At 64.9% G+C, this 22,516-nt stretch carries 22 protein-coding genes; 7 read left to right on the top strand and 15 right to left on the bottom strand.

The window, feature by feature from the left end; all coding sequences use genetic code 11:
- Positions 1–48: 48 nt before the first annotated feature.
- The 11 genes from VNN77_15480 to VNN77_15530 all read right to left on the bottom strand — a co-directional run bounded on the left by VNN77_15480 (position 49) and on the right by VNN77_15530 (position 11,312).
- Positions 49–792: a ZIP family metal transporter gene (locus VNN77_15480; protein ID HXG52798.1), complete on the bottom strand. Its 744-nt coding sequence runs from the start codon at positions 790–792 to the stop codon at positions 49–51.
- 24 nt (positions 793–816) lie between these two features.
- A complete protein-coding gene (locus VNN77_15485) occupies positions 817–1,587 on the bottom strand; it encodes a ZIP family metal transporter (protein ID HXG52799.1) in 771 nt (256 codons plus the stop codon).
- Between the two features lie 7 nt (positions 1,588–1,594).
- Positions 1,595–2,221: an ABC transporter substrate-binding protein gene (locus VNN77_15490; GenBank protein ID HXG52800.1), complete on the bottom strand. Its 627-nt coding sequence runs from the start codon at positions 2,219–2,221 to the stop codon at positions 1,595–1,597.
- Positions 2,222–2,302: 81 nt separating this feature from the next.
- Positions 2,303–2,959 carry a YSC84-related protein gene (locus tag VNN77_15495; protein HXG52801.1) on the bottom strand — a complete coding sequence of 219 codons (657 nt, stop codon included), beginning with the start codon at positions 2,957–2,959 and terminating at the stop codon, positions 2,303–2,305.
- 74 nt (positions 2,960–3,033) lie between these two features.
- Positions 3,034–3,597: a histidine phosphatase family protein gene (locus VNN77_15500; GenBank protein HXG52802.1), complete on the bottom strand. Its 564-nt coding sequence runs from the start codon at positions 3,595–3,597 to the stop codon at positions 3,034–3,036.
- Positions 3,594–4,694: an MBL fold metallo-hydrolase gene (locus tag VNN77_15505; GenBank protein HXG52803.1), complete on the bottom strand. Its 1,101-nt coding sequence runs from the start codon at positions 4,692–4,694 to the stop codon at positions 3,594–3,596. The genes VNN77_15500 and VNN77_15505 overlap by 4 nt, the downstream gene beginning before the upstream one ends.
- A 49-nt stretch (positions 4,695–4,743) precedes the next feature.
- Positions 4,744–6,435 (bottom strand): alpha-glucan family phosphorylase, encoded by a 1,692-nt coding sequence (glgP, locus tag VNN77_15510; GenBank protein ID HXG52804.1) that lies wholly within the window; start codon positions 6,433–6,435, stop codon positions 4,744–4,746.
- A 180-nt stretch (positions 6,436–6,615) separates the two neighbouring features.
- A complete protein-coding gene (locus VNN77_15515; GenBank protein HXG52805.1) occupies positions 6,616–8,109 on the bottom strand; it encodes an efflux transporter outer membrane subunit in 1,494 nt (497 codons plus the stop codon).
- Positions 8,102–9,304, bottom strand: coding sequence for an ABC transporter permease (locus VNN77_15520; protein ID HXG52806.1), 1,203 nt, complete (start codon positions 9,302–9,304; stop codon positions 8,102–8,104). The genes VNN77_15515 and VNN77_15520 overlap by 8 nt, the downstream gene beginning before the upstream one ends.
- Complete coding sequence (locus VNN77_15525; GenBank protein ID HXG52807.1) at positions 9,304–10,032, bottom strand: ABC transporter ATP-binding protein; 729 nt, start codon at positions 10,030–10,032, stop codon at positions 9,304–9,306. Before VNN77_15525 ends, VNN77_15520 begins: the two co-directional genes overlap by 1 nt.
- Positions 10,032–11,312 (bottom strand): efflux RND transporter periplasmic adaptor subunit, encoded by a 1,281-nt coding sequence (locus tag VNN77_15530; GenBank protein HXG52808.1) that lies wholly within the window; start codon positions 11,310–11,312, stop codon positions 10,032–10,034. The genes VNN77_15525 and VNN77_15530 overlap by 1 nt, the downstream gene beginning before the upstream one ends.
- 430 nt (positions 11,313–11,742) lie before the next feature.
- On the opposite strand from VNN77_15530, the gene VNN77_15535 reads away from it, so the two are divergent.
- A complete protein-coding gene (locus VNN77_15535; protein ID HXG52809.1) occupies positions 11,743–11,979 on the top strand; it encodes a hypothetical protein in 237 nt (78 codons plus the stop codon).
- On the opposite strand, the gene VNN77_15540 is transcribed toward VNN77_15535, so the two are convergent.
- Entirely contained in the window at positions 11,946–12,797 is an 852-nt protein-coding gene (locus VNN77_15540) for a M48 family metalloprotease (GenBank protein ID HXG52810.1), read from the bottom strand. The genes VNN77_15535 and VNN77_15540 overlap by 34 nt on opposite strands.
- A 381-nt stretch (positions 12,798–13,178) precedes the next feature.
- Here VNN77_15540 and VNN77_15545 point away from each other — a divergent pair, with 381 nt between their 5' ends.
- The 3 genes from VNN77_15545 to VNN77_15555 all read left to right on the top strand — a co-directional run bounded on the left by VNN77_15545 (position 13,179) and on the right by VNN77_15555 (position 16,661).
- Entirely contained in the window at positions 13,179–13,328 is a 150-nt protein-coding gene (locus VNN77_15545; GenBank protein HXG52811.1) for a hypothetical protein, read from the top strand.
- Positions 13,329–13,593: 265 nt separating this feature from the next.
- Complete coding sequence (locus VNN77_15550; protein ID HXG52812.1) at positions 13,594–16,020, top strand: PAS domain S-box protein; 2,427 nt, start codon at positions 13,594–13,596, stop codon at positions 16,018–16,020.
- A 47-nt stretch (positions 16,021–16,067) separates the two neighbouring features.
- Positions 16,068–16,661 (top strand): isoprenylcysteine carboxylmethyltransferase family protein, encoded by a 594-nt coding sequence (locus tag VNN77_15555; GenBank protein ID HXG52813.1) that lies wholly within the window; start codon positions 16,068–16,070, stop codon positions 16,659–16,661.
- 15 nt (positions 16,662–16,676) lie between these two features.
- Here VNN77_15555 and VNN77_15560 read toward each other — a convergent pair whose 3' ends face one another.
- Together VNN77_15560 and VNN77_15565 are read right to left on the bottom strand one after the other, a co-directional pair.
- Positions 16,677–17,168, bottom strand: coding sequence for a carboxypeptidase-like regulatory domain-containing protein (locus VNN77_15560; protein HXG52814.1), 492 nt, complete (start codon positions 17,166–17,168; stop codon positions 16,677–16,679).
- A 155-nt stretch (positions 17,169–17,323) separates the two neighbouring features.
- On the bottom strand, positions 17,324–17,662 hold the full coding sequence (locus VNN77_15565; GenBank protein ID HXG52815.1) for a glycine zipper domain-containing protein: 339 nt from the start codon (positions 17,660–17,662) through the stop codon (positions 17,324–17,326).
- A 374-nt stretch (positions 17,663–18,036) separates the two neighbouring features.
- Between VNN77_15565 and VNN77_15570 the strand changes: the two genes are divergently transcribed.
- Positions 18,037–18,666 (top strand): DUF6448 family protein, encoded by a 630-nt coding sequence (locus VNN77_15570; GenBank protein ID HXG52816.1) that lies wholly within the window; start codon positions 18,037–18,039, stop codon positions 18,664–18,666.
- 43 nt (positions 18,667–18,709) lie between these two features.
- Here the strand turns inward: VNN77_15570 and VNN77_15575 are convergent, their stop codons facing one another.
- On the bottom strand, positions 18,710–19,903 hold the full coding sequence (locus VNN77_15575; protein ID HXG52817.1) for a methionine adenosyltransferase: 1,194 nt from the start codon (positions 19,901–19,903) through the stop codon (positions 18,710–18,712).
- Between the two features lie 219 nt (positions 19,904–20,122).
- Between VNN77_15575 and ftsH the strand changes: the two genes are divergently transcribed.
- Both ftsH and VNN77_15585 read left to right on the top strand, forming a co-directional pair.
- Positions 20,123–22,045: an ATP-dependent zinc metalloprotease FtsH gene (ftsH, locus tag VNN77_15580; GenBank protein ID HXG52818.1), complete on the top strand. Its 1,923-nt coding sequence runs from the start codon at positions 20,123–20,125 to the stop codon at positions 22,043–22,045.
- A gap of 36 nt (positions 22,046–22,081) precedes the next feature.
- Positions 22,082–22,504: an archease gene (locus VNN77_15585; protein HXG52819.1), complete on the top strand. Its 423-nt coding sequence runs from the start codon at positions 22,082–22,084 to the stop codon at positions 22,502–22,504.
- Positions 22,505–22,516: the final 12 nt, after the last annotated feature.

The raw sequence follows: 22,516 nt of genomic DNA on the forward strand, positions 1-22,516 counted from the left end.
ATTTTCGCCGTTGGAAGATCCGCCTGCCGCCGGCGAATTCGACGCACCCTAGGCAAACAGGCGGTCCAGCAGGACCATCCACAGAAACCCCAAAACCGCGCCGACGGTCGCCTCGCGTCGATAGCCGCGGCTTTGACTCTCCGGAATCATTTCGCCGAACACAACGTACAGCATGGCGCCGGCCGCAAAGGCCAAACCAGACAGGAGCAGCGCCTGAGCTCCACTGACGAGCACGAGACTCGGGATTCCGACCAGAGGCTCCGTCAGACCGCTCAAGAGCGCGCTCCCGACGGCGCGCCCCCTGCCGTACCCTTCGCGAACGATGGTCAGGGCGACGGCCAAACCCTCGGGCATATTGTGCAGCCCGATTGCAATTGCCATGACTGTTCCCGCCGACTGGTTTTCTTGTCCGAAGCTCATGCCCACGGAGAGCCCCTCGGGAATGTTGTGGATGACCATGGCTAGAACGAGCAGCCAGACCCTGCGAAGGCGGGATGAGGTGCCATCGGCGCCCTGGGCCGGATGAAAGCGCTGGAACGCCAAACTGGCGAGGTCCAGGAAGGCGGCGCCGGCGAGAAAGCCCGGGCCCGCGGCCCATACGCTGCCCAGCCGCAACGAGGGAAGGAGCAGCCCGAAACTGGCGGCGGCGACCATGACCCCGGCGGCGAAACCGAGCATCGCATCGAGAGCTCGCTCGGGCTTCCCGGCCATGACCAGAGCCGGCAAGGCTCCCAGACCGGTGGCGAGGCCGGCGGTGAGACTGGCTACGGATCCGGCGACGATCGAGTCCATGCGCGAAGCAAAGCCGCGGCCGTTTCATTCGACGAACGTCAGGAGACCCATCACCGCGATCCCCGTCGTGATCAGGCCGGTCTGCAGGCCCAGCGCGCGAACGCTGCGGTCGTGCTGCAGCTCCGGAATCAAATCCGCCGCGGCCAGGTACACGAAGCCGCCGGCCGTGACGGGCAGCAAAGTCCTGGTGACGGCCTCGTGAGCCACGGTTCCTGCTCCCAGCGACACCCCCGCGCCGACGATCGCCACGCTCGCCGATGCCAGATTGAGCAGGACCGCCCTGCGCACGCTCAAGCCGCTGTGAACCAGGATTCCGAAATCGCCGAGCTCCTGCGGGATCTCGTGGAGCACGACCGCGATCGTGGTCGATATCCCGAGCGTCGGGCCGGCAAGATAGCTCGCGCCGATCACCAGCCCGTCGATGAAATTGTGGATCGCGTCGCCGAGAACGTTGATCGCCGCGAGCTCGGGCCGGCGAACCGTTTCGCCGGGATGGTGGTGCGCGTGGAGCACGCCGTGCGTGTGGCGAAGAAGCTTCTCGACGACGAAAAAGGCCATCATGCCGGCGAGAATCAAAAGCGAGGCTGCCAGCGATGCTCCAGCGGCTGCAAACGCTTCGAAAGTCCCCGGGATCAGGTGGATGAACGCGTCGCCCAGAAGCGCGCCGACGGCGAAGCTGACGAAAAAGGTGGCCAGGGCGCGCACGCGGGCTTCGTCCATCGACAGCGTCAGCACCCCGACAAGCGACACGAGACTGACCGCCAGAACGCTGGCGATCGTGAGCAGCACCGTCATCGACCCTCTACGATTTCGACAACTGCCGCCGGATGCGGTCGAGCACCTCGGCGAACGTCATCTGGTTCAGCAGGCGGCTGAACTGCGCCCGGTAATTGTTCACCAGGCTCACGTTCTCGATCACAACGTCGTAGACTTTCCAGTCTCCATCGGTTTTGTGGAGCCTGTAATTCACCGCGATCTCCTCGCCTTTGTCGGTGACGATCTTGGTGGCCACCTCGGCGAAACCCTGTTCCTCGGTCTCGCGGCCGTAGACGATCCTTTCGCCGTGATAGGACTCGATGTTCCGGATGTAAGAATCCTCGAGAAGCTGCGTGAAGAGCTTGACGAATTCCTGCCGCTCCGCCGGAGTGATGCGCCGCCAGGCGGCGCCGAGCGAGCGCCGCGCCATCTCGGGAAAGTCGAATCTGGGATAGATCGCCTCGCGCAGCTTTTGCCGGCGCTCCTCCCTCGCTGCGGGCCGGGCCAATTTCGGATCGTTGAGGATCCGCAGAACCCTGTCGGCGGTCGCGCGCACCTGATCGCCGGGGACCCCGGCGCGGAGATTTCCCGGAGTCACGGCGCAGGCGAGCACTACACCGAACAGAACGCGCGCGATCGAGATAAATCCTGCCGCCATTGCTTCAGTTCCCATCGAATCTTCGACTAACCAACCGCCGGCAGGCGGCCCCGCCCCGCACAACCACCCTACGATGTCTGCATGCCCCGGACCCCGTCAATATTTGGACAATACGGCGAGCAACCTCCGCGCGCCAGCCGGCGGCTGCACCTTGCCGGAAAGGATATCCCGCGCCGACACGGGTTTGCCGTAATACGCCGCGTTGAGCTCGTCGCGCGTGGTCAGGACCGTTCCCTCGAGAGAGACGCCGGCGAAAAGGCCCTGACTGCGGCTGTAGGTGTAAACGGCCGCCTGCAAGCCCACCGCGGCCTCCGCGGTGCGCCCGACGGGGCCGGCCGCCACGCTCAGAGCCCCGCCGAGAGTGAAACTGCCGCCTCGCGCGAACGCCTCCACGGCGGCCGGAGTGTTGAGCACGATGACCAGCTCGGAGATCTCGACGCCGGCCTGAAAGCCGGCTCCGATCCCTGCCGCGCCGATCGCCGAAGGGCCGCTCCAGCCGGTTTCGGTCCGCTGCACCACGATCCCGCTCCCCCCTCGAACGCTGCCTACGAATCCGGCCTTCGTGACGTTGAGGATCGCCAGTCCTCGTGCCGCGCGCATGACGGCGGGCGGAATTCCCGATTCCGGGATCGCCTCGAAGCGTTCGATGATGGCCGCCGCCTGGTCCACATCCGCCTGCATCGCGTTTTCGGGAGAAACCGTAGCGCACGCCGCGAACAACGCCGCAACGACGAGAAAAATGGTTGCTCTCATGCCGGCGCCTCCTCTTTTGTCGACCGGTTTCCCCTTTTGAAGCCTCGCCTTTCGAGCGACCGACCGAGCGGCGCTCACAACAGCTCGAGCCGCCAGATCGGGCTGCGGGCGTCCGGCGGCAGGCAGAGCACGGGCCGCGCGTTTTCGATGCGCTCGCCCGGCGGCTCGACTCCCAGGACGCGGCACAGGACGCGGAACACGCCCGAATGAGAGACGATCAGCGGAAGCCCTTCCGGCTCGACCCTGGCGAAACCGCGCAAGACCCGACTCGAAAACTCCTCCTCGGTCTCGCCTCCTGGAGGGGTGACCCCGGCGAGGCACAGGTCGCGCGGTCGGCCTTCGAGCGCGCCCCAGTTACGCTCCCCCAGCTCCGGAACGATGGTCACGGGCAGCTCCAGGGCTTCCGCGACGTACCGCGCGGTCTGGCGCGCGCGCTGCAGCGCGCTCGAGCAGATCGCCGTAATGCCGCGTCCCGCGAGCAACGCGGCCGCCTCGCGCGCCTGGACGTGCCCCAGCTCGGTCAGGGGGACGTCGCGCGAGCCGGCCACAATCCTGAGCACGTTCGCCTCGGTCTCCCCGTGGCGCAGAAAGTAAAAAGGCCGCGCGAAGAGCGGAACCCTCGGGACCTCCACCGTCATAGGCGCACCACGCCGGCCGCCGCGACTTCGGCCGGAGCAAAGGCGCGCGCGAGCTCGTCGAGAGCCTCGCGTTCGCAGAACGCCGGAACTACGGTGGCCGGCCCGGCCGACCGGACGAGGGCGACGTTGTCGGACAGGCGTGGGTGAACGTTCCAGCGCAGATATCGCGCCCGGCCGCTCTTGATCAGCCGTTCCGCCGGAGTGCCCGGCGGAACGTAGCCTGTAAAAACGATCGCCGGCCGTGCAGCACCTCCCCATTCCGCGACCCGGCGCGCGGCCTCTCCGGCCGTCGCGTCGGCGCGGCTCGCGAGCATCACTCCCTGCGTTCCGTCGATCGGCCCGGCGGTCGCCGCGATTCGGGCGATCTCCGTTTCAGTCCCAGGATGCAGCGACTCCCGGCCCTCTTCCGCCAGGCGCCGCAGCCCGGCGCGCACGGCTTCATCCACGCGCACGGCGCAACCCCGGCGCGCGAGGTAGAGAGCGATCTCGGGCCCCCGGCCGTCAGCCGGAACCGGCAGCAAAACGTCGCCCGCGGAAAAGACCGCATCGAAGCTCGCAAACTGTCTGGCAAGCGGCGTGTCGTCGGCTCCGTAGGAGGCGTCGAGGATGACCGTCCGCGCGGGCGGGGGAGCGTCGTAGCGGTAGAGAATCGACTCGCTCGAGTGGTCGCCCATGTAGAGAAGACCGCCGCCCACATGCAGACGAAGCCAGACGCCGCCCGGCGCGTGGCCCGAACGGCCCGTGTCGACCCGTATCCCGACGATGTCGGTCGAGCCTGCAAGCGGCAGGACGCGGGATTCGACGCCTGCCGGAAGGCCCCGGCAAACCCACTCGGTGGCGAAAACGGGAGGATTCCCGATCTTCGACATCAGGGACAGGCCGCCCGCGTGGTCCCGGTGGCCATGGCTCAGGACAAGAGCGTCGACCTCGCCGACGCCGCTTACGTCGGGCAGCAGTCCCGGCTGAGGCCCGTAGCCGAGATCGAGCAGCAGGCGAACGCTTCCGGCCTCCACGAGAAAGCAGGCCGGTCCCTTCCCGGCGACGCCCGAGATCGGGGTGAGCGCGGGTCCGGATGTCGCGGCACGAGCCGGTTGCATGTCGTCACCGGTGCTGTAGCAAAGCTTCCACGGGCAAAGACCGTGCCGGTCAAAAATACGCTTTCAACACGTACTGTTGCAGCATCCGATGGGTGTTGAAGAACGAGCCGTTGAGCGCGATCGCGTGCCGCATCACGTCGATGAAGCCGTTGCGGTTGCCGTAGAACAGCGGAACCACGACGTCCTGCAGCTTCTCGTAGAGCGCCGCCGCGTCGCGAGAGTGATTCTTCGCTTCGTCGCCCGCGGGCTTCGGTCCGATCGACCAGCCGGTCACGCCTTCGATGCATCCCTCGATCCACCACCCGTCGAGCACGCTGAGGCTGGGAACGCCGTTGAGCGCGGCCTTCATGCCGCTGGTTCCCGAGGCCTCGAGCGGCGGCTGAGGCGTGTTGAGCCAGACGTCGACTCCCGAGGTCAGCTTCTTCCCGAGCTCCAGGTCGTAGTTCTCCAGGTAGACCCCTTTGACCGAGCCCCGCAGCGACTGCAGGGCGCGAACGACGCGCTGGATCGATTCCTTGCCCGAGGCGTCATGCGGGTGCGCCTTGCCCGCGTAGACGATCTGCAACCTGCCGCCCGACGCGATCTCCTTCAGCCGCGCGAGATCCGAAACGAGAAGATCGGCGCGCTTGTACGCCGCCGCGCGGCGCGCGAAGCCGATCGTCAGCACGTCGACGTCCATCCCGGCGTTCGTCTGTCGGTTGATGTCCAGGATCAGCGACCGCTTCGCCCGCATGTGGGCGCGCCAGATGTCCTCGGCCGGAATGCTGAGCGCGTAGCGGAGGCTGAAATTGTCTTGCTGCCACCCCGGAATATACTGATCGAAGAGCCTGCGGAATGGCCCCGAAGTCCAGGTGGCGGCGTGCACGCCGTTGGTGATCGCGTCGATGTTGTACCCCGCGAACATCAGCCGCGAGATCTCGCCGTGGCGCTTGGCGACCCCGTTCACGTAGTGGCTCAGGTTCAGCGCGAGGTACGTCATGTTCAGGATCCCCTCGCAGCAGAAGACGTCCTTCATCTCGTGGACTTCCCGGCGCGCCAGGAGACGATCGACGAGATCGAGCGGAAACTGGTCGTGGCCCGCCGCGACCGGCGTATGGGTCGTGAAGATGCACTTTTTCCGGACCACCTCCACGTCGCGCGGCTCGATCTTCTCCCTGCCGGCCTTTCTCGCCTCCTCGTCCAGAAGCTCGAGCGCCAGCAAACCGGCGTGTCCTTCGTTCATGTGGAATCGGCTGATGGCGTCGTAGCCAATCGCCCGGAGCATTCTCACGCCGCCGATGCCGAGAATGATCTCCTGAGCCAGGCGATAGCGTTGATCGCCGCCGTAAAGGAAATGCGTCAGGGTCCGGTCCCACTCGGAGTTGTCCGGAAGGTCGGAGTCCAGGAAGTAGACCGGGACGATGAAGTTCCCGGCGCCGCGCAGCTCGTATTTCCACGCGCGGAGCTGCACGCTTCGACCTTCGATCACGACGGCGGTCCGGTGCGGGGTTTCGGCGAGAAAATCCTCGACCACCCAATCCACCGGCTCTTCCGTCTGCCATCCACTGGGATCCAGCCTCTGGTAGAAATACCCCTTGCGATGAAGGAGCGTCACGCCCACGAGGGGAACCTTCAGATCGGCCGCAGCCCGCAACGTGTCCCCCGCGAGCACGCCGAGCCCGCCGCTGTACGTGGGCATGGCCGCTTCCAGCCCGATCTCCATGGAAAAATAGGCGATCCACCTGTCGGATTCGACCGGCATACACCACCACCCGAGAGTTCGGTGCCGCTGCGTGACAGGATAACCCGCCGCCGGCGCAGCAGCGGCCGCCCTCTGCGCCGGCGAAAAAAGAATACACGATACCCGAACGGTTGACCATCCCGAAGGCCGTCGGCGCATTCGCGATTCGGGAGCGAATCGAGCCGTGAACATCGCGCCGGCTCACGGCTGAAGGCCCGCAAGCTGCGTCCAGCCGCCGCCGAGCGACTTGTACAGGGCGATGAGATTGGAGGCGACCCGCCCGCGGCTCTGGACCAGCTGGTCCTGGGACGCAAGCGACGTTCGCTCCGCGTCCAGCACCGTCTGGAAGTCGACCAGACCAGACGCGTACTGGTCGCGCGCCAGCTGCGCCGCGTGCCGGGCGGCCTGATCCGCCTCCGCGAGCGCCCGCTGCCGCTCCTGTTCTCCGGCATAGGCGACCAGGGCGTTCTCGACGTCTTCGAGCGCGGTAAGAACGGCGGCTTCGTACTGCTCCAATGCCTGCTGCTGGAGCGCGCTTTGGGCTTCGATCGCCCGACGGATCGCTCCGCCCTTGAAAATTGTCCAGACGAGGCTCCCGGCGAGGCTCGCCGCCCGGCTTCCGGCGGAGAACAGCCGATCGCCCGAGAGCGCTTCCAAACCGATGGATCCAGGCAGGGAGAGCCGGGGATAGAGATCGGCCGTGGCGACCCCGACGCGCGCGGTCTGCGCGGCGAGCTGCCGCTCCGCGCGGCGAACGTCCGGCCGGCGCCGTAGAGTCTCGGCGGGCACCCCGACCGCGATCTCGACGGGCGGTTGGGGTATCGGCTTTCGCGCCGACAACTCCGCGTCGAGCGCGCCCGGATGAACCCCGACCAGCACCGCGATCCGGTTCCTGGCCGCCTCGATGTCGGAGCGCAACCGCGGGAGCTGCGCGCGTGTGTTCTCGAGATTGGACCTCGCCTGTTCCACGTCGAGCCTGCTCACGAGGCCGGCCTCGAATCGCCATTCGGTGAGCTGCAGGGTTTCCGTCTGTGCTTCGACGTTTTCCTCCGCCACCTGGAGTTGGGCCTGGAGAGTGCGCGCCTCCACGTAGTTGACCGCGACCTCCGCGAGCACTGTCACGAGCACGTCGTGGTAATCCGCCACGCTCGCCTCGAGGTCCCCCTGCGCCGCCTCGACGGAACGGCGCACCCGGCCGAAGACGTCGATTTCCCACGTGGCGTCGAACCCGGTCTTGTACAGCTCGCGCGTTTCTCCCGCGCCGGTCTGCTCGCTGCCACGGCTGCGCGCGGCGGACGCGGTGAAGTTGACCTGTGGAAAGTATCCGGCCTCGGCGATGGCGCGCCGGGCCCGGGCCTCGCGCACGCGCGCCAGCGCGACCTTGAGGTTCCGGTTACCCGCCGCGGCCCGCTCGATCAGCGCCGACAGATCGGGATCGCCCAGCACGGTCCACCAGCGGGCGAGTCCATCCTCTGCCGGCGACGCCGCGCTCAGGCCGCCGCCGAGTTCGCGGCTCCATGCGGCCGGCAACCTCGTCTCGGGCTCGACGTAGTCGGGCCCGACCGTAAAGCAACCCCACAGCGCGAGCGCGACGGATAGAGCGCCCGAGAACCGCACGGCTGCGCGGGACACCTCGTACCGGCGACTCGCGCGTGTCGTCTCCAGGATGAACATGGTCCTTCCGCATTCATTCATGACGCAGCGCCTCGATCGGATCGAGCTGCGCGGCGCGGCGCGCCGGAACGTAGCCGAAGACGACCCCCACGCCTCCGGAAAAGAGCAGAGCGAGCACCATGATCCCGGGATTCAGCACCAGCGGAACTTCCAGCAGGCGCGCCAGGGCGGCGGACGCCGCGAGCGCGAGCAGCAGGCCGAACAGGCCGCCGAACGAGGCCAGCACCACCGACTCCACCAGAAACTGCGTCAGCACGTCGCGCTCGTAGGCGCCGATCGCCAGCCGGATCCCGATTTCGCGCGTCCGCTCCGTGACCGACACGAGCATGATGTTCATGATCCCGATGCCGCCCACCACCAGGCTGACTGCTGCGACGGCGCTCAGCAGCAGCGTGAGGATGCGGGTCGTACCGGTGAGCGTCTGCGCGATCTGGCGGGTATCCAGGACCGAGAAGTCGTTGATCTCGTTGGGAGCGAGATGCCGTCGCTCGCGCATCAACCGCTCGACGGCCGCCTTGACCCTGTCGATGGCGCCCTCCTCCCGCACGGAAAGCTGGATCGAAGAGATGTCGCGGTTGCCTGCGATACGCCGCTGAAAGGTCCGAAGCGGTATCACGACGAGATCGTCTTGATCCCTGCCCATCACGGACTGTCCTTTTGCCTCCAGCAGCCCGATGACCTCGCAAGAAACGTTCCTCAACCGCACCTTGCTGCCCAGCGGGTCCTGCGCGCCGAACAGCTCCCTGCTCACCGTGGCTCCGAGCACGCAGACGGCCTTGCCGGCGCGCAGCTCGGCCTCGCTGAACGTCCGCCCGCGCGCCAGGACCCAGTTCGCCGCGGCGAAGTAGTCGTTGGTCGTCCCCGTGACCGCGGTCGACCAGTTTTTGTTGCCGAAGACGGCCGTGACCGGCTTGGTCGCCGTGGGCGCCACGACTTTAAGATCCCCGATCTCCCGGGCGATCGCTTCGACGTCGCTCTCGCTGAACGGGGCCACGGTTACGCCTCGCCCGGGGCCCATCTGTCCCGGGAGCACGATCACCACGTTGCTCCCCAGGCTCGCGATCTGCTGAGAGACCTGCAGCGTGGCGCCGCTCCCGAGCGTCACCATCACGATGACCGACGCCACGCCGATGACGATTCCGAGGATGGTAAGGAACGAGCGCAGGGCGTTGCGGCGCAGCTCCCGCACGGCGAGCAAGAAGGCATTCCCGAGCATCACGCCGCCTCGTGCCGCTGGCCCTCGTCGGACTCCACGCGCCCGTCGACGAAGCGCACGACGCGCCGCGCGTACGCCGCGATGTCGCGCTCGTGGGTGACCAGAACGATCGTGATTCCGCGGTCGCGGTTGAGCGCGTCCAGCAGATCCATGATCTCGCGGCTCCGCGCGGTATCGAGGTTCCCCGTCGGCTCATCGGCGAACAGAACCCGCGGCGCCGTCACGATCGCGCGGGCGATCGCGACCCGTTGCTGCTGGCCGCCCGAAAGCTCGGAGGGAGTGTGGCTTTCCCACCCGCCCAGCCCCACCGCCTCCAGCGCCCGGCGGGCGAGCGCCCGGCGCTCCGCGACCGGATACCCGCGGTAGATCAGCGGCAGCTCGACGTTCTCCAGAGCCGAGGTGCGGTTGAGCAGGTTGTAGCCTTGAAAGACGAACCCGAGGAAATAGCGCCGCAGCCGCGCTCTCTGGACGCGGGAGAGGTCGCGTACCTCGACGCCCTCGAAGCGGTACGATCCCGATGTCGGGGTGTCCAGGCAGCCGAGAATGTTCAGGCAGGTCGATTTTCCCGAGCCGCTCGGCCCCATGACGGCGACGAACTCGCCCCGTTCGATGCGCAGGTCCACGCCGCGCAAGGCGTGCACCGCCGCCGTTCCCACGCCGTAGACTTTGGTTACCTTGCGCAGCAGGATCTGGGGTCCGCGAGCCGATTCTTCCGCAGGCGCTTCCATCACGAACCTGCCTTGATGACGTCGACGACGACCTGGGTTCCCGGCGCGATTTCGCCGCCGACAATTTCCGTCATCACCCCGTCGGTCGATCCCGTGGTTACCGGAACGGCAGCGAGCTCTCCGTCCCGCAGGACCCACAGCCGCTGCTGCCTGCTCTTCAGGTCGGCCGGCTCACGTCGGCGTTCCCGCGGAGGGCGGGGAAACAGCCGGCCAAGCAGGCTGCCGGCGGGAGCCGCTTCCTCTACCGGAGGCGGCGAAAAACGCAGCGCGGCATTCGGCGCCAGCAGGACATCGGCGAGCTTTTTCACGGTGATGTTCGCCGTGGCGGTCATACCGGGCCGGAGCGCGAGATCGGTGTTGTCGACCGAGAGCAGCGTCTTGTAGGTGACCACGCCCTGAACGGTCTCCGGGCCGTAGCGAACCTGCTTGACGACCGCCTTGAAGATCCGGCCCGGGTAACCGTCCACCGTAAAGAAGGCCTCCTGTCCGTCCCTGACGTGGGCCACGTCGGCCTCGTCGACGTCGACCTGCACCTCCATCTGCGCTAGGTTCTCCGCGATCGTGAAGAGCACCGGCGTCTGCAGCGATGCCGTCACCGTCTGTCCCGGTTCCACCTGACGCTTGAGCACGACGCCGTTGATCGGCGAGCGGATCACGGCCTTGGAGAGGTTCGTCCGGTCGATGTCGAGTTTCCACCTCGCCTCGGAAACCTGCGCCCTGAGCGTCGCCTCCAGCGCCAGCGCGCGCTTGAGCGCCGCCTCGGCGGCTGCGAACTCCCGCTCGGACGGGACCTTCCCGCCGCTCATTTCGCGGACGCGCTTGAAGCGCTCGAGGTTGTCGCGCGCTTCGGCCACCGTCGCCTGAGCCTCGATCAATCTGGCCTGCATCGACTCCAGCGTCGATTGGGACTGCAAGACCTGCGCTTGCAGCTTGTCGGTGTCGAGGCGGGCGAGAACCTGCCCGACGACCACGCGATCGTTGTAATCGACCTCGACCGTCCTTATGGTCCCGGAAATTTCCGTGCCCACTTCCACCTGGTTGACCGGCTGCACCGTGCCTGTTGCCGTGACAACGACCGTGAGATCTCCTCGCACCACCGGAGCCGTCCTGTACCGGACCGCCGTGGAGCGCCGGTCGGCGAAATAACGGGCGGCGGCAACGACACCGGCTAACACCAGCAGCAGAACGGCGGCGGCCTTGGCGTAACGCCTGCGGCGCGGCGCCTCGTCGAGGCGCAAAACCTCTTCGATTTCCCGCGCCGTATCTTCACGCAAGCTCATCGATCATGCCGTTTAGAATCGAAGTCATCGGACGCGGCTACGAATCCGCGGTCCGGAGCTTCTCACAGTCTCGCGGGCAATTACCGTGCCACGGAGCGAAAAGAAAGGAATCGATACGCGGTTCCGAGAATTGAAAAGAACGAGGCACTGGCATTCCCGGGCGTGCCATACATTCGTGCGCTCGGAAGCCGAGCTCTCCTTCAACCGGAAATCGTGCGGTCGCACATATCTCTCTGAAAAACCGCGAACCCTGGCTTATCGCACCGGGGGTCGATCGGCGAAATCGGATCGTCGCGCCGGCTGGCATCGGGGTTGCTTCTCGATAATTCGCTCCGGAAACGAGTGCTCGAAGGGAAACCACGGCAACGCCGCGCTAACGCGATGGCGAGCCGAGTCCCTCCTTAAAGACTGTCGGGAGGAATTGATCCCTATGTGGAGTCGGTTGTACCGCAACCATGCCATGATTCCGTGCCCCACCTTCGATACCGCTTCGGCGAGCTGGGTGCCGCAAGTCGCGATCAGCTGGTGGGAGGACGTTTCGCGACGTTTCGAGTTCGTCGAGTTTCCCGATCGGGTGACCAGCGAGGAGGAGGCGGTTCGCTGCGCCCTGGCTCGCGCCGAAACCTGGGTCGATCATCGCCTGGGCGGCATCTCCGAACGTTCTTGACGCTTTTCCGCTGGGGCGAAGACCTCCAGCGGATCCAGTCCTTTCTTCAGCGCTTCGGAGACCTTCTCCATGGCGAGCAGCCTTTCGGCCGAGGTCGGGTGGGAAGAGAGAAATCCTCGCTCGACGCTTTCTGGCATCTCGATCGCCATCCGGCGAAAGAGACCTTTGGCAACCTCGGGGTCGAACCCGGCCCGGTGAACCCAGATCAAACCGAACAGGTCCGCTTCCCTTTCCTGGTCTCGGTCGAATTTTTTCGTTGCGGCCTCGACGAGCAGCGCCGCCAGCTGGCCGGCCGCCTGGCCGCCGAAGATCGCTGCCGGAATGCTGAGCGCCAGCCCCAGGGCTTGCTTGCCGCGGAGGTAGGCCATGTGGCCCCGATACGCGTGCGCCATCTCGTGCCCGAGCACCACGGCCAGCTCGTCGTCGCTCCTGAGGAAGCGCATCATGCCTCGTGTGATCCACACGCCTTCGCCGTCCGTCCACGCGTTGACCAAATCGGGATGGATCCTGCCTCCGGTTTGCTCCGGCCGCCCGACGTAATGGAGCTTCAGCTTTTCTTTCGCGCCACTCGCCTTCATCAACCGGGCGCCGACTCGGTCGAGCCGCGCCTGCTGAGCCTCATGGAAGGCTTTCGCCTCGGCTTTCAGGGCGAGCTGGACCCGCTGCTCCTCCTCGGACTCGATCCGCGGGCCCGTAACGGTCGCGCACGAGGCGAGCGACAGGATAACGATTACCCGCGCGATCCTGGGGAGAACAGGAGGCCTGTGAACGCCGCCGACGCCGCGGCAATTCGGGGAGCTGCGTTCAATTGAAATCATTGCGCCCGGCTGCCGGTGGACCGTTCTCATTATCAGATCCCCCATGGACGAGGACGGCAATCGACGTGCCATTGCGATGGACCTCGCGTTTATTCCTAAAAATGAAAATCGACCACGCGCTTATTCCTAACCGTGCGACAAATTATGGCCTGTCCCCGCCATGACCGCGAATTCGAAGACCCGCTCGCTGCAAAACCGATTTGCCACGGAAACGCGGGGAAAATCGCCCTCGACCTATGGGGCGATGCCCGCCCGGATCGTTTCAGGCGCCGGGTGGCACACCCGTTGCTGTTTTCGCGGCATGTGATGCGCGAAAAAGTCGACCCGGGCACAACGGGAATGAGGTGCCGGGCAACTCAGGACGTAAGGAGTCACCGGGGGTTGATCAAGAGATCGACCGAAGGAACGATTCTCTACGACATCGAGAACCTCGGGCGCCGTCTCATCAGCGTCCGATGGGACATCGGTGTGACCGATTATGTATTCCCTTCCGAGATCGAAATCTTGGGGCGGCAGGGAATAGCGGCTTAGCCGGAATTTCTCTGCACGCAAAGCCCATGAACGATCACCGGCGGAAGGGGAACGAAGAACGCGCCAGTGCCGATTTCGCTCAGGCGAGAGGCGCGTTCAGCCACCGGGGTCGGTGTCCGGAGGTGATCGGTGGTCTTCTTATTGGGCCTTCGTCCTCGGGCATCCCGGCATTTCTTCATTCAGGCGCCGGCGGCATTTCTTTCAACGGCGATTGATCCCACCCCGCCTCGCCGGGCGTGTCGCCTTTTGTCCCGGGAGGGACGCGATGGTTGAACGCACGCGGGCTCCAGCGCAAGCCGATCGAGCTCTGCAGCGGGAAGTTGCCACGCGCCAGGCGGAGGAAGAAGTTCGCCTTCTTCTGACGCTGACCGAGGCCATCAGCACGGCGGAAGATTTCCACTCGGCGCTGGCGCTGACGCTCCAGAAAGTCTGCGAGTTCGCCGGTTGGGAGTACGGCGAGGCCTGGGCGCCCAACGAGCGGAAAGATCGACTCGTCATAGCCTCTTCCTGGCATGCGAAGAACGAGCAGGCGGAAAGGATCGCACGGGCCAGGCATGGAATTTCCTTTGCCCCGCACGAGGGGCTGCCCGGCCGCGTCTGGTCCAGCCGCCGCCCCGAGTGGAACGACGAGCGTGCCCTTCGATCCGGGATCGTGCGGCAGCCGGCGATCCTCGAGTTGGGCGTCCGGGCCACCTTTGCGATTCCGATCATGGCCGGGTCCGAAGTCTTCGCCGTTTTGTTGTTCGCCATGCTCGAGCCGCGCCGGGAGAGCACTCGTCAGGTCGCCATCGTTTCGTCGGTCGCCGCGCAATTGGGGTCGATCATTCGCCGCAAGCGGGCCGAGGACGAGCTCCACAAGCGAGAGACGTTGCTGCGTACCATCGTCGACAGCTCCAGCAGCGTCATTTACCTCAAGGACGCGGCCGGCAAGTATCTCGACGCGAATCGCCAATACGAGCAGCTCTTCCATCTCCGTCCGAGCGAGATCCGGGGCAAGACCGACCACGACATTTTCCCCGGAGAGCTGGCGGATGTATTCCGCGCGAACGACGTGAAGGTCCTGGAGGCCGGAACTGCGATGGAGTTCGAGGAAGTGGTGCCGTGTGACGACGGCCTGCACACCTTCGTTTCCAGCAAGTTTCCGCTGCTCGATTCCAGCGGAAAGCCATACGCGGTCTGCGGCATCTCGACCGACGTCACCGAACTGAAAAAAAAGGAAAAGGAGCTCGAAGAACGCCTGCTGCAGCAGGAAGGGTTTTCTCAGAGCGTGCTCAACACGGTGCAGGTGCCGGTGCTGCTGCTCGACCAGGAGGGACGACTGGACTACGCCAACCCCTGCTTTGAACGACTCTCGGGTTACCGCCTCGAAGAGGCTCGGGGAAAGGACTGGTTCGAGACGTTCCTGCCGCCCGGGGAGCGCGAACGATTTCGAAATGCCTACCGGACCGTGCTGGCGGGAGCGCCCGTGGTCGGCGATACCAGCCGGATCGTCACCAGGGACGGGTGTGAGCGCGAGATCGAATGGAACGCGAACCTGCTCAAAGACAAGAACGGCAAGCTGATCGGCGTGCTCTGCTCGGGATTGGACGTCACCGAGCGGAGAAGGGCCGAGAGCTGGCTGAACAGTCTGGTTCGAGCCGCTCCCGATGCTCTGGTGTCGATCGACCGCCGGGGCTCGATCGTGGAGTTCAACCCGGCGGCGGAGCGGCTGTTCGGTTATTCCAGGGACGAAGTGGCCGGCAAGCCGGTCGGTCTCCTGATGCCCGAGCCTTACAAGTCGGAGCACGGAGATTACATCGCCCGTTACGAAACGACCCGCGAAGCCCGCGCGGTCGGCCGGATTCGCACGGTGAAGGCGAAACGAAAAGACGGCAGTGTTTTCCCGATCGAGCTGTCCGTCGTGGAGATTCCCACGGAAGAGGGAATTCACTACGCCGCCTTTATCCGGGACATCTCGGAACGAATCAAGCTCCAGGGGCGGCTGATCGAGCACGAGCGGCTGGCGGCGATCGGCCTGACTTCGGCGAAGTTCGCGCACGAGATCAGCAATCCCATCAACGGCATTTATCTGACGGTTCAGCTGCTGCGACAGCGGCTTCAGCAGGCCGGGGCCGCAGACCAGAAAACCCTGGCGACGCTACAGACCATCGTCAGGGAAATCGAACGGTTGAACAATCTCCTGGGCGATTTCCGTGCCCTGTACCGCAGCGAACAGTACAAATTTCAGCCGATCTCGGTGGCGCAAGTCGTGGCTCAGACGCTGGCTCTCGAAGAAGCGGAATATGCGGGCCGGGGAATCCGGGTGCAGGTCGAAATTCCCGCCGATTTGCCCGCGGTGATCGCCGACGGTGACAAGCTCGAGCAGGCGTTGCTCAATCTCTGCAAGAACGCCGTCGAGGCGATGCCCTGGGGCGGCACGCTTACGGTGCGGGCCGCCGTGAACGGACCCGAGGTTGCAATCGAGGTCAGCGACACCGGCACCGGCATTCCGGCGGACATCGATGTCTGGGAACCCTTCAAGACCACCAAGAAAACCGGAACCGGGCTCGGCCTTGTCATCGTCCGGCGAATCGTCGCCGCTCACGGCGGCACGATCACCTATACGAGCGAATTCGGAAAAGGAACGACCTTCCGTTTGACTCTACCCTTGAGGCCGCAGGAATCGGCGGCCGAGAAGAGCGCGCCTCTTTGAACCTGGCGGTTTCGACGGCACGCGCCCGAAGAGCGTCGCATCCCGTCATGGAATCGCTGCGATACCTGGTGGCTCTCGGCCTGGTGGTTGCTTTGCCGCCGCTGTTTCTCTACTGGCTTTTGATCCACCCGCTGGTCCACTTCTGGCGCGCTCGGGGCATCGCGCTGACTTATACGATCGTCCTGACCGCAGTTGCGCTCGCGATGATGGGCCTGTTCTCCATTCGTCACTATCTCCTGGAAACGGATTTCGGCACGCGTTATCCGCTGGTCGCGCTGGGAACGGCATGTCTGGCGCTCTCCGCCGCCATGGGCTTTGCGCTGCGCGGGCGCGCGACGATCGCCGTCTTCCTGGGGCTTCCGGAAATAGCTCCGGACTTTTATCCCCGCAAGCTGATGACCGAAGGCATCTACGGGAGAATCCGGCACCCTCGCTACGTCCAGATCCTGATCGCGCTGGTCGGCTATTCCCTGATCGCCAACTATCTCGCCTCGTACCTGATCGTAGCGCTATGGGTGCCGGCCGTTTACATCATCGTTTGCCTGGAAGAGAAAGAGCTGAGAGAGCACTTCGGCGCCGCCTACGAGGACTACTGCCGTGAGGTCCCCCGGTTCGTGCCCAGGTTGCGCGGCAAGCGGTAAGCGAACCGCCGATTCTCACCGCTCCTTCAGTTCCGGGGACTGCTCGCCCAGATCCCAGGTGAGCGTGCGGCGGACGGTTTTGCCCTTCGGCACCGAAATCCGCTTGATCTCACGGGTGACGCCGTTGAACGTGGCGCTTACCCGATAATCGCCGGACGGCAGCTGGATGTAAAAAAACGGGCCGTTGGTGGTGAGAGAGACGATCTCACCGCCCTTGATCTCCGCCACGGCGAGCTTGATCCCGGCCAGATACGGACCCCGCTTCTCCGCGAAGGTGAGCTGCACGTTGTAATCTTTCGCCAGCGCCTCGATCGCTTCCCGCTCCTCGCTGCTCACCCCGCCGTGGAGATAGCGATAGCCCTGCGGGCTCTTTCCCTGTTCAACCGAAGACCCCGAGCCCATTTCCTGCGCGAACAGCTCCGCCGTCGGAATGCCGCATCTTACCGGCCCGGCGAGCGTCGCGACCAGAGCACCCAGCAGGATCCGCAAATGAAATGTCGAACGCATAACCCCCTCCGCTTCTAAGAGTTCAAACCGTTCAAGCCCGTCAACCGCCGCGCTCCGTTCAAACCGTGCCGCCCCGAAGGCGGCGATTCAATCCTCTGCGGCGGTTCGAAACCTCGAACCGGAAACCGGAAACCAGGAACGGGAATCCATGTCGGCTAGTATTCTTTCGCTTCCTTCCTGATTCGCTCCAGCTCCCTGCGCTGGCTTTCGAGCTCTTCTCGAGATTCCTTGAGCTGCCGTTCCAGCTCCGCCTGGCGGTTCTGCAACGCCTGGATCTGGTCGCCGATCAACGCTCCCGCGCCCAGGCCCAAGGCCCCGCCGATGGCGGCGCCCGTGCCGGGGCGCCCGACCGCGCTGCCGATAATGCCTCCGGCGGCCGCTCCGCCGATCCCGCCGGCCACCGCACCGGTCTCGCGCGTGGTCATGGGCGTCGAGCAGGAAGCAAGCCCCGCTGCAAGCAGCAAACCGATAATCAGGATCCGGATAGGTTTCATGTCTGTCCTCCGAGAGATGTATCCGCAAGAAACGTGCCCCGAAGGCGCCAGATTCGTCCCGACGCGGAAACGGCGCTGCGCATCGCAGAAAAGCCCGCGCTTCGGTCGCGCCGGAAACATTCTCCCCGATCGCATCCTGTCATTGCTGCAAGTACCGCAAGTCGGCCTTTTGCAGCGGCGCGAACCCATGCGGCTTGCGGCGGATCTCCGTCCCACCGTTTTATCCTTTTCACGACTTGCAAGAATTCAAGCCGTTTTTTCGCATTTCTGAAACACAATCTTCAGCCGACGAAATCGTTGGCACATCGGATGCATAAGCCTCCCATGAGCTTTCGAGGGTGACTTACATGCTACACAAGACCCGTCCTGGCAAGTTGGCTCTCTTGATTAGCGTCGCGGCCGCTGCGCTTCTGTGGGATCCGGGATTTTCCTCCTTTGTCCCGCTCGTGCTCGCCCACTGTGACACCCTGGACGGTCCTGTAGTCCAGGATGCCCGCAAAGCCCTCGAAGCCGGGAACGTCGATCGGGCTCTGATCTGGGTTCGAAAACCGGACGAGGCCGAGATCCGGGAAGCTTTCAACAAGACACTAGCGGTTCGCAGGCTCGGTGCGGAAGCAAGAGAGCTCGCCGACCGCTATTTCTTCGAGACCCTGGTGCGCGTCCATCGGTCAGGCGAAGGAGAGCCTTATACCGGGCTCAAACCGGCCGGCTCGCCGGTGGATCCGGGAATCGAAGCGGCCGACAGAGCCGTCGAGACCGGTAGCGTGGATGCCCTTGCCGATCGGCTCGGGCGGGAAGTCGCCGAAACCATCCGCTCCCGTTTCAGCTCGGTCATGGCGAAGAAGCGGCACAAGGATGAGAGCGTCGCCGCCGGACGCGACTACGTGGAAGCCTACGTCGCCTTCATTCACCAGGTGGAAAAGCTGCACGCCTTGCTGGCCGGCGCTCACGCGCCCGACCACGGCAGCGAAATGATGGGACATCGCCGGGATCCCGGCCACTGATGCAGGATCGGGTTCAGCCCTGCCGCGGCGGACCGGCTTCAGGTCAGCAGATGGGATGGATGCCGGCGGCGAGCTCCGCGCAAAATTCCCTCGTCCTCGCAAGGTTTGCGGCGACGATCGTGCGGACCTGCTTTGTGACGTCTCCGAGCTCCGCTCCCTTCGTCAGCTCGAGCTGCACCGAGGTGATCCACGGACGATCCACGGGGTCGCCGATGCGACTGCACAGCCATACGAAGACCTGCTCGACGCCTGAAACCTCCCGGTAAATCCGGCCGGCCAGGAGGTGGGCCAGAACGCTGTAAATCTTGCCCACGTGGCTCACCGGATTTTTTCCTGCGGCCGCTTCCGAGCCACGCGGGCGATTGAGCGCGATGATGCCGTTGACCTGATTTCCCCGCCCCACCTCTCCCGAGTCGGCGTCTTCCGCCGAAGTCCCAAGAACCGAGAGGTACATCCCGGCCGGTCCCGCGCCGCGCCGGTCCAACGTGTTGATACTCACCGCGACCTCCCGGAGCCGCCGCAGGCGGGACCGGAGATACGCCAGGAGGGTCTCGCGCATTTCCTCCTTTTTTCGAAAATAGCTTCGCTCGCCGGTCACGTACCCGTCGAGAAGCGGCATCGCAACCGTAACCCCGAGGCGATCCCGCTTGCGTATTCCCATGACCTTGACGTCCTTGCCGCTTTCGGGATACCGGCTCTTGAAATCCGGCCCGTTCAGGAACCTCTCCGTTTCGAGCACGAGGCTCTCCGTTTCCGTGAGAGGAGCGTATCCCACCGCCGCCGAGGTGTCGTTCGCCGCAACCGTGCGTGCCTTCCGGCGAAAAATTCCGGCCAGTTCTTCCGAGCCCCCTTTGAGCTCCACCTGGATTGCCAGGTGCCTGTCCGGATCGATGTTGGGAAAATTGGTTTCGAACCAGCTCCTGGCGGCCTCTGCCGCGAGGCTGCAGACGTCGAACTCTTCGACCGGAGTGGCGCGATCGCCGATCACGAGCCGCATGGGCTCGACCACCCGTCCTCCCCCGTAACGACGCTCGACCTTGCCGGCGATCAAAAGACCCTTGTCGCAGTTGTAATGGAGGACCCGCCCGACCTTCCGCTCGTATGCGGCGTACAGCTCCCGCGAGATGTGCTCCATGACGAGGTCACAAATCGTATCCGGATGGCCCACCCCCTTGCGCTCCACAATTTCGACGTCGCTTCGGGCAGCGTCGATCTGGTCGATGTAAAACTCGCCCATCGTCCGGCGGACCGGCAAGAGACATGCCAGAGCCGCACCCCGCTCCCCTGCCGGGCATGACCGGAGCCCCAATGGCACTTTCGCCAAGAAGACCCGGGACTTTTCTCCCTGGTGCGAAAAAATGAAGCCGGCCGATGACCGCCGGCGCGTTTTTCGCTGATTGCGGCCACGCTGTTCTGGCACGCTGGTTGCGGGAACGAAAATGAGGAGATCCAGGCCATGGCGCAAAAGCAACCGGACCTTTCGCTCTGGTTTTTCATCGTGGCCGTCTTGGTCATTCTGGCCATCCAAACCACGTTTCTTAGACCGCAGCCCGAGACCCTTTCTTACAGCCAGTTCAAATCCCTGGCCAGGCAGGGCCTGGTAACGGACCTGGTCGTGGAAACGCAGACGATTCGCGGCAATCTGAAGGCCGAGGGCTTGAAACAGGTCTTTACGGAAGAAAAAATCAGCCAGCTTACCAGGGACGGCAAAACCGTTTTTCCGTTCACGGTGGTCCGGGTCGAAGACCCGGACCTGACCAGGGAGCTCGAAGAGCTGGGGATCCCGTTTCGCGGAGAGGTGACCAGCAACTGGCTTCCCACGATCCTCTCCTGGGTGGTTCCCATCGCCGTCTTCTTCGTCCTGTGGAGTTATTTCTTCTCCCGGGTGGGCGGCGGCGGAGGGCTCATGCAGATCGGCAAGAGCAAGGCCAAGGTCTACATCGAAAAGAAGACCGGCGTGACCTTCGCGGACGTCGAGGGCATCGACGAAGCGGAGGAAGAGCTGGTCGAAGTGGTCGAGTTCCTCAAGAACCCGGCCAAGTATCAGCGGCTCGGCGGGCGCATCCCCAAAGGGGTGCTGCTCATCGGACCGCCGGGGACCGGAAAGACGCTACTGGCGCGGGCCGTGGCCGGAGAGGCCGGGGTGCCGTTCTTCAGCATCTCGGGGTCGGATTTCGTCGAGATGTTCGTGGGGGTCGGCGCGGCGCGGGTTCGCGATCTGTTCGCGCAGGCGGTTCAGTACGCGCCGAGCATCATATTCATCGACGAGCTCGACGCTCTGGGGAAAGCGCGCGGATTGAACATTCTCACGAGCCACGACGAGCGCGAGCAGACGCTCAACCAGTTGCTCGCGGAAATGGACGGCTTCGACCCGAACCAGGGGGTCATCATCATGGCCGCGACCAACCGGCCCGAGATTCTCGACCCCGCGCTGCTCAGGCCGGGCCGGTTCGATCGCCACGTCCTGGTGGACCGGCCCGACCTCAAGGGGCGCGAGAAGATCCTGCGCCTGCACGCGAAACGAATCAAGCTCTCCCCTTCCGTCGACCTCGCGGTGATCGCCGCCAAGACACCGGGCTTCGTGGGCGCCGACCTCGCCAACATCGTCAACGAAGCGGCGCTGCTGGCCGCCCGCCAGGGCAAGGACGCGGTCGAGATGTCGGATTTCGACGAGGCTATCGAGAGAGTGGTCGCCGGGCTGCAGAAGAAGAACCGCGTGATGAGCCCGAAGGAAAAAAAGGTGGTCGCATACCATGAGTGTGGCCACGCGCTGGTCGCCGAGTTGGTGCCGGGCGCCGATCCAGTCTCCAAGATCTCGATCATCCCGCGTGGAGTCGCGGCGCTCGGCTACACGCAGCAGCTCCCGACCGAAGACCGCTATCTGATGAGCCGCTCCGAGCTGGTGGCGAAGATCTCGGTTCTCCTCGGCGGCCGGGTCGCCGAGGAGATGGTCTTCGGTGATGTCTCTACCGGCGCCCAGAACGATTTGCAGAAGGCGACCGAGATCGCCCGAACGATGGTGACGCGATTCGGCATGAGCCAGAAGCTCGGCCTGGCGTCGCTCGAGGGTCCGAGGACGCCGCCGTTTCTTCCCGTGCCCGTGCAGACGCCCAGGGAGTACAGCGAGCGCACCGCGCAGGCGATCGACGAAGAAGTGAACCGGATTCTCTCCGAGGCGTACGCGAAGGTCCAGGAAATCCTCGGCTCGTATCGGCCGGCGCTGGACGCGCTGGCGACGGTCCTCCTGGAAAAGGAAACGATCGAGCGTCCCATGCTCCAGGCGATTCTGAAAGAGACGGCGCTCGACGGCATCCGTCGCGCCGCGGGAGAAGCCCCCGGTGAAAAACCGGACGGCGAGCCGGCCAAAGCGCACGCCTGACCGCTTTCGGCCGACTCGGCAAGCAGGGAAACGACCTTGAGCAGTCAGGTTCGCTGGGAGCATTTTCCGCACGGGGCGGACATCGGGGTGCGCGGGATCGGAAGCTCCAAGGAGGAGGCCTTCGAGCAGGCGGCGGTGGCGCTCACGGCGGTCGTCACCGACCCGGCGCTGGTCGCCCCGGGCGAGTGCGTGCCGCTTTCCTGCGAGGCTCCCGACGACGAGCTTTTGCTCGTCAACTGGCTCAACGCCGTGATTTACGAGATGGCGGTCAGGCGCATGCTCTTTGCCCGGTTCGAAGTCCGGATCTCGGGTCGAAGGCTCGATGCAAAGGCGTGGGGCGAGCCCGTCGATCCGGCCAGGCACGAGCCGGCGGTCGAGGTCAAAGGCGCGACCTGTACGGGCCTCAGGGTGGGGCGCGAGGACGGTGTCTGGGTTGCGCAGTGCGTGGTCGACGTGTAGTCGATTCGTATA

Source organism: Candidatus Zixiibacteriota bacterium, from assembly GCA_035574315.1.
Lineage (GTDB): Bacteria > Desulfobacterota > Binatia > UBA9968 > UBA9968 > DATLYW01.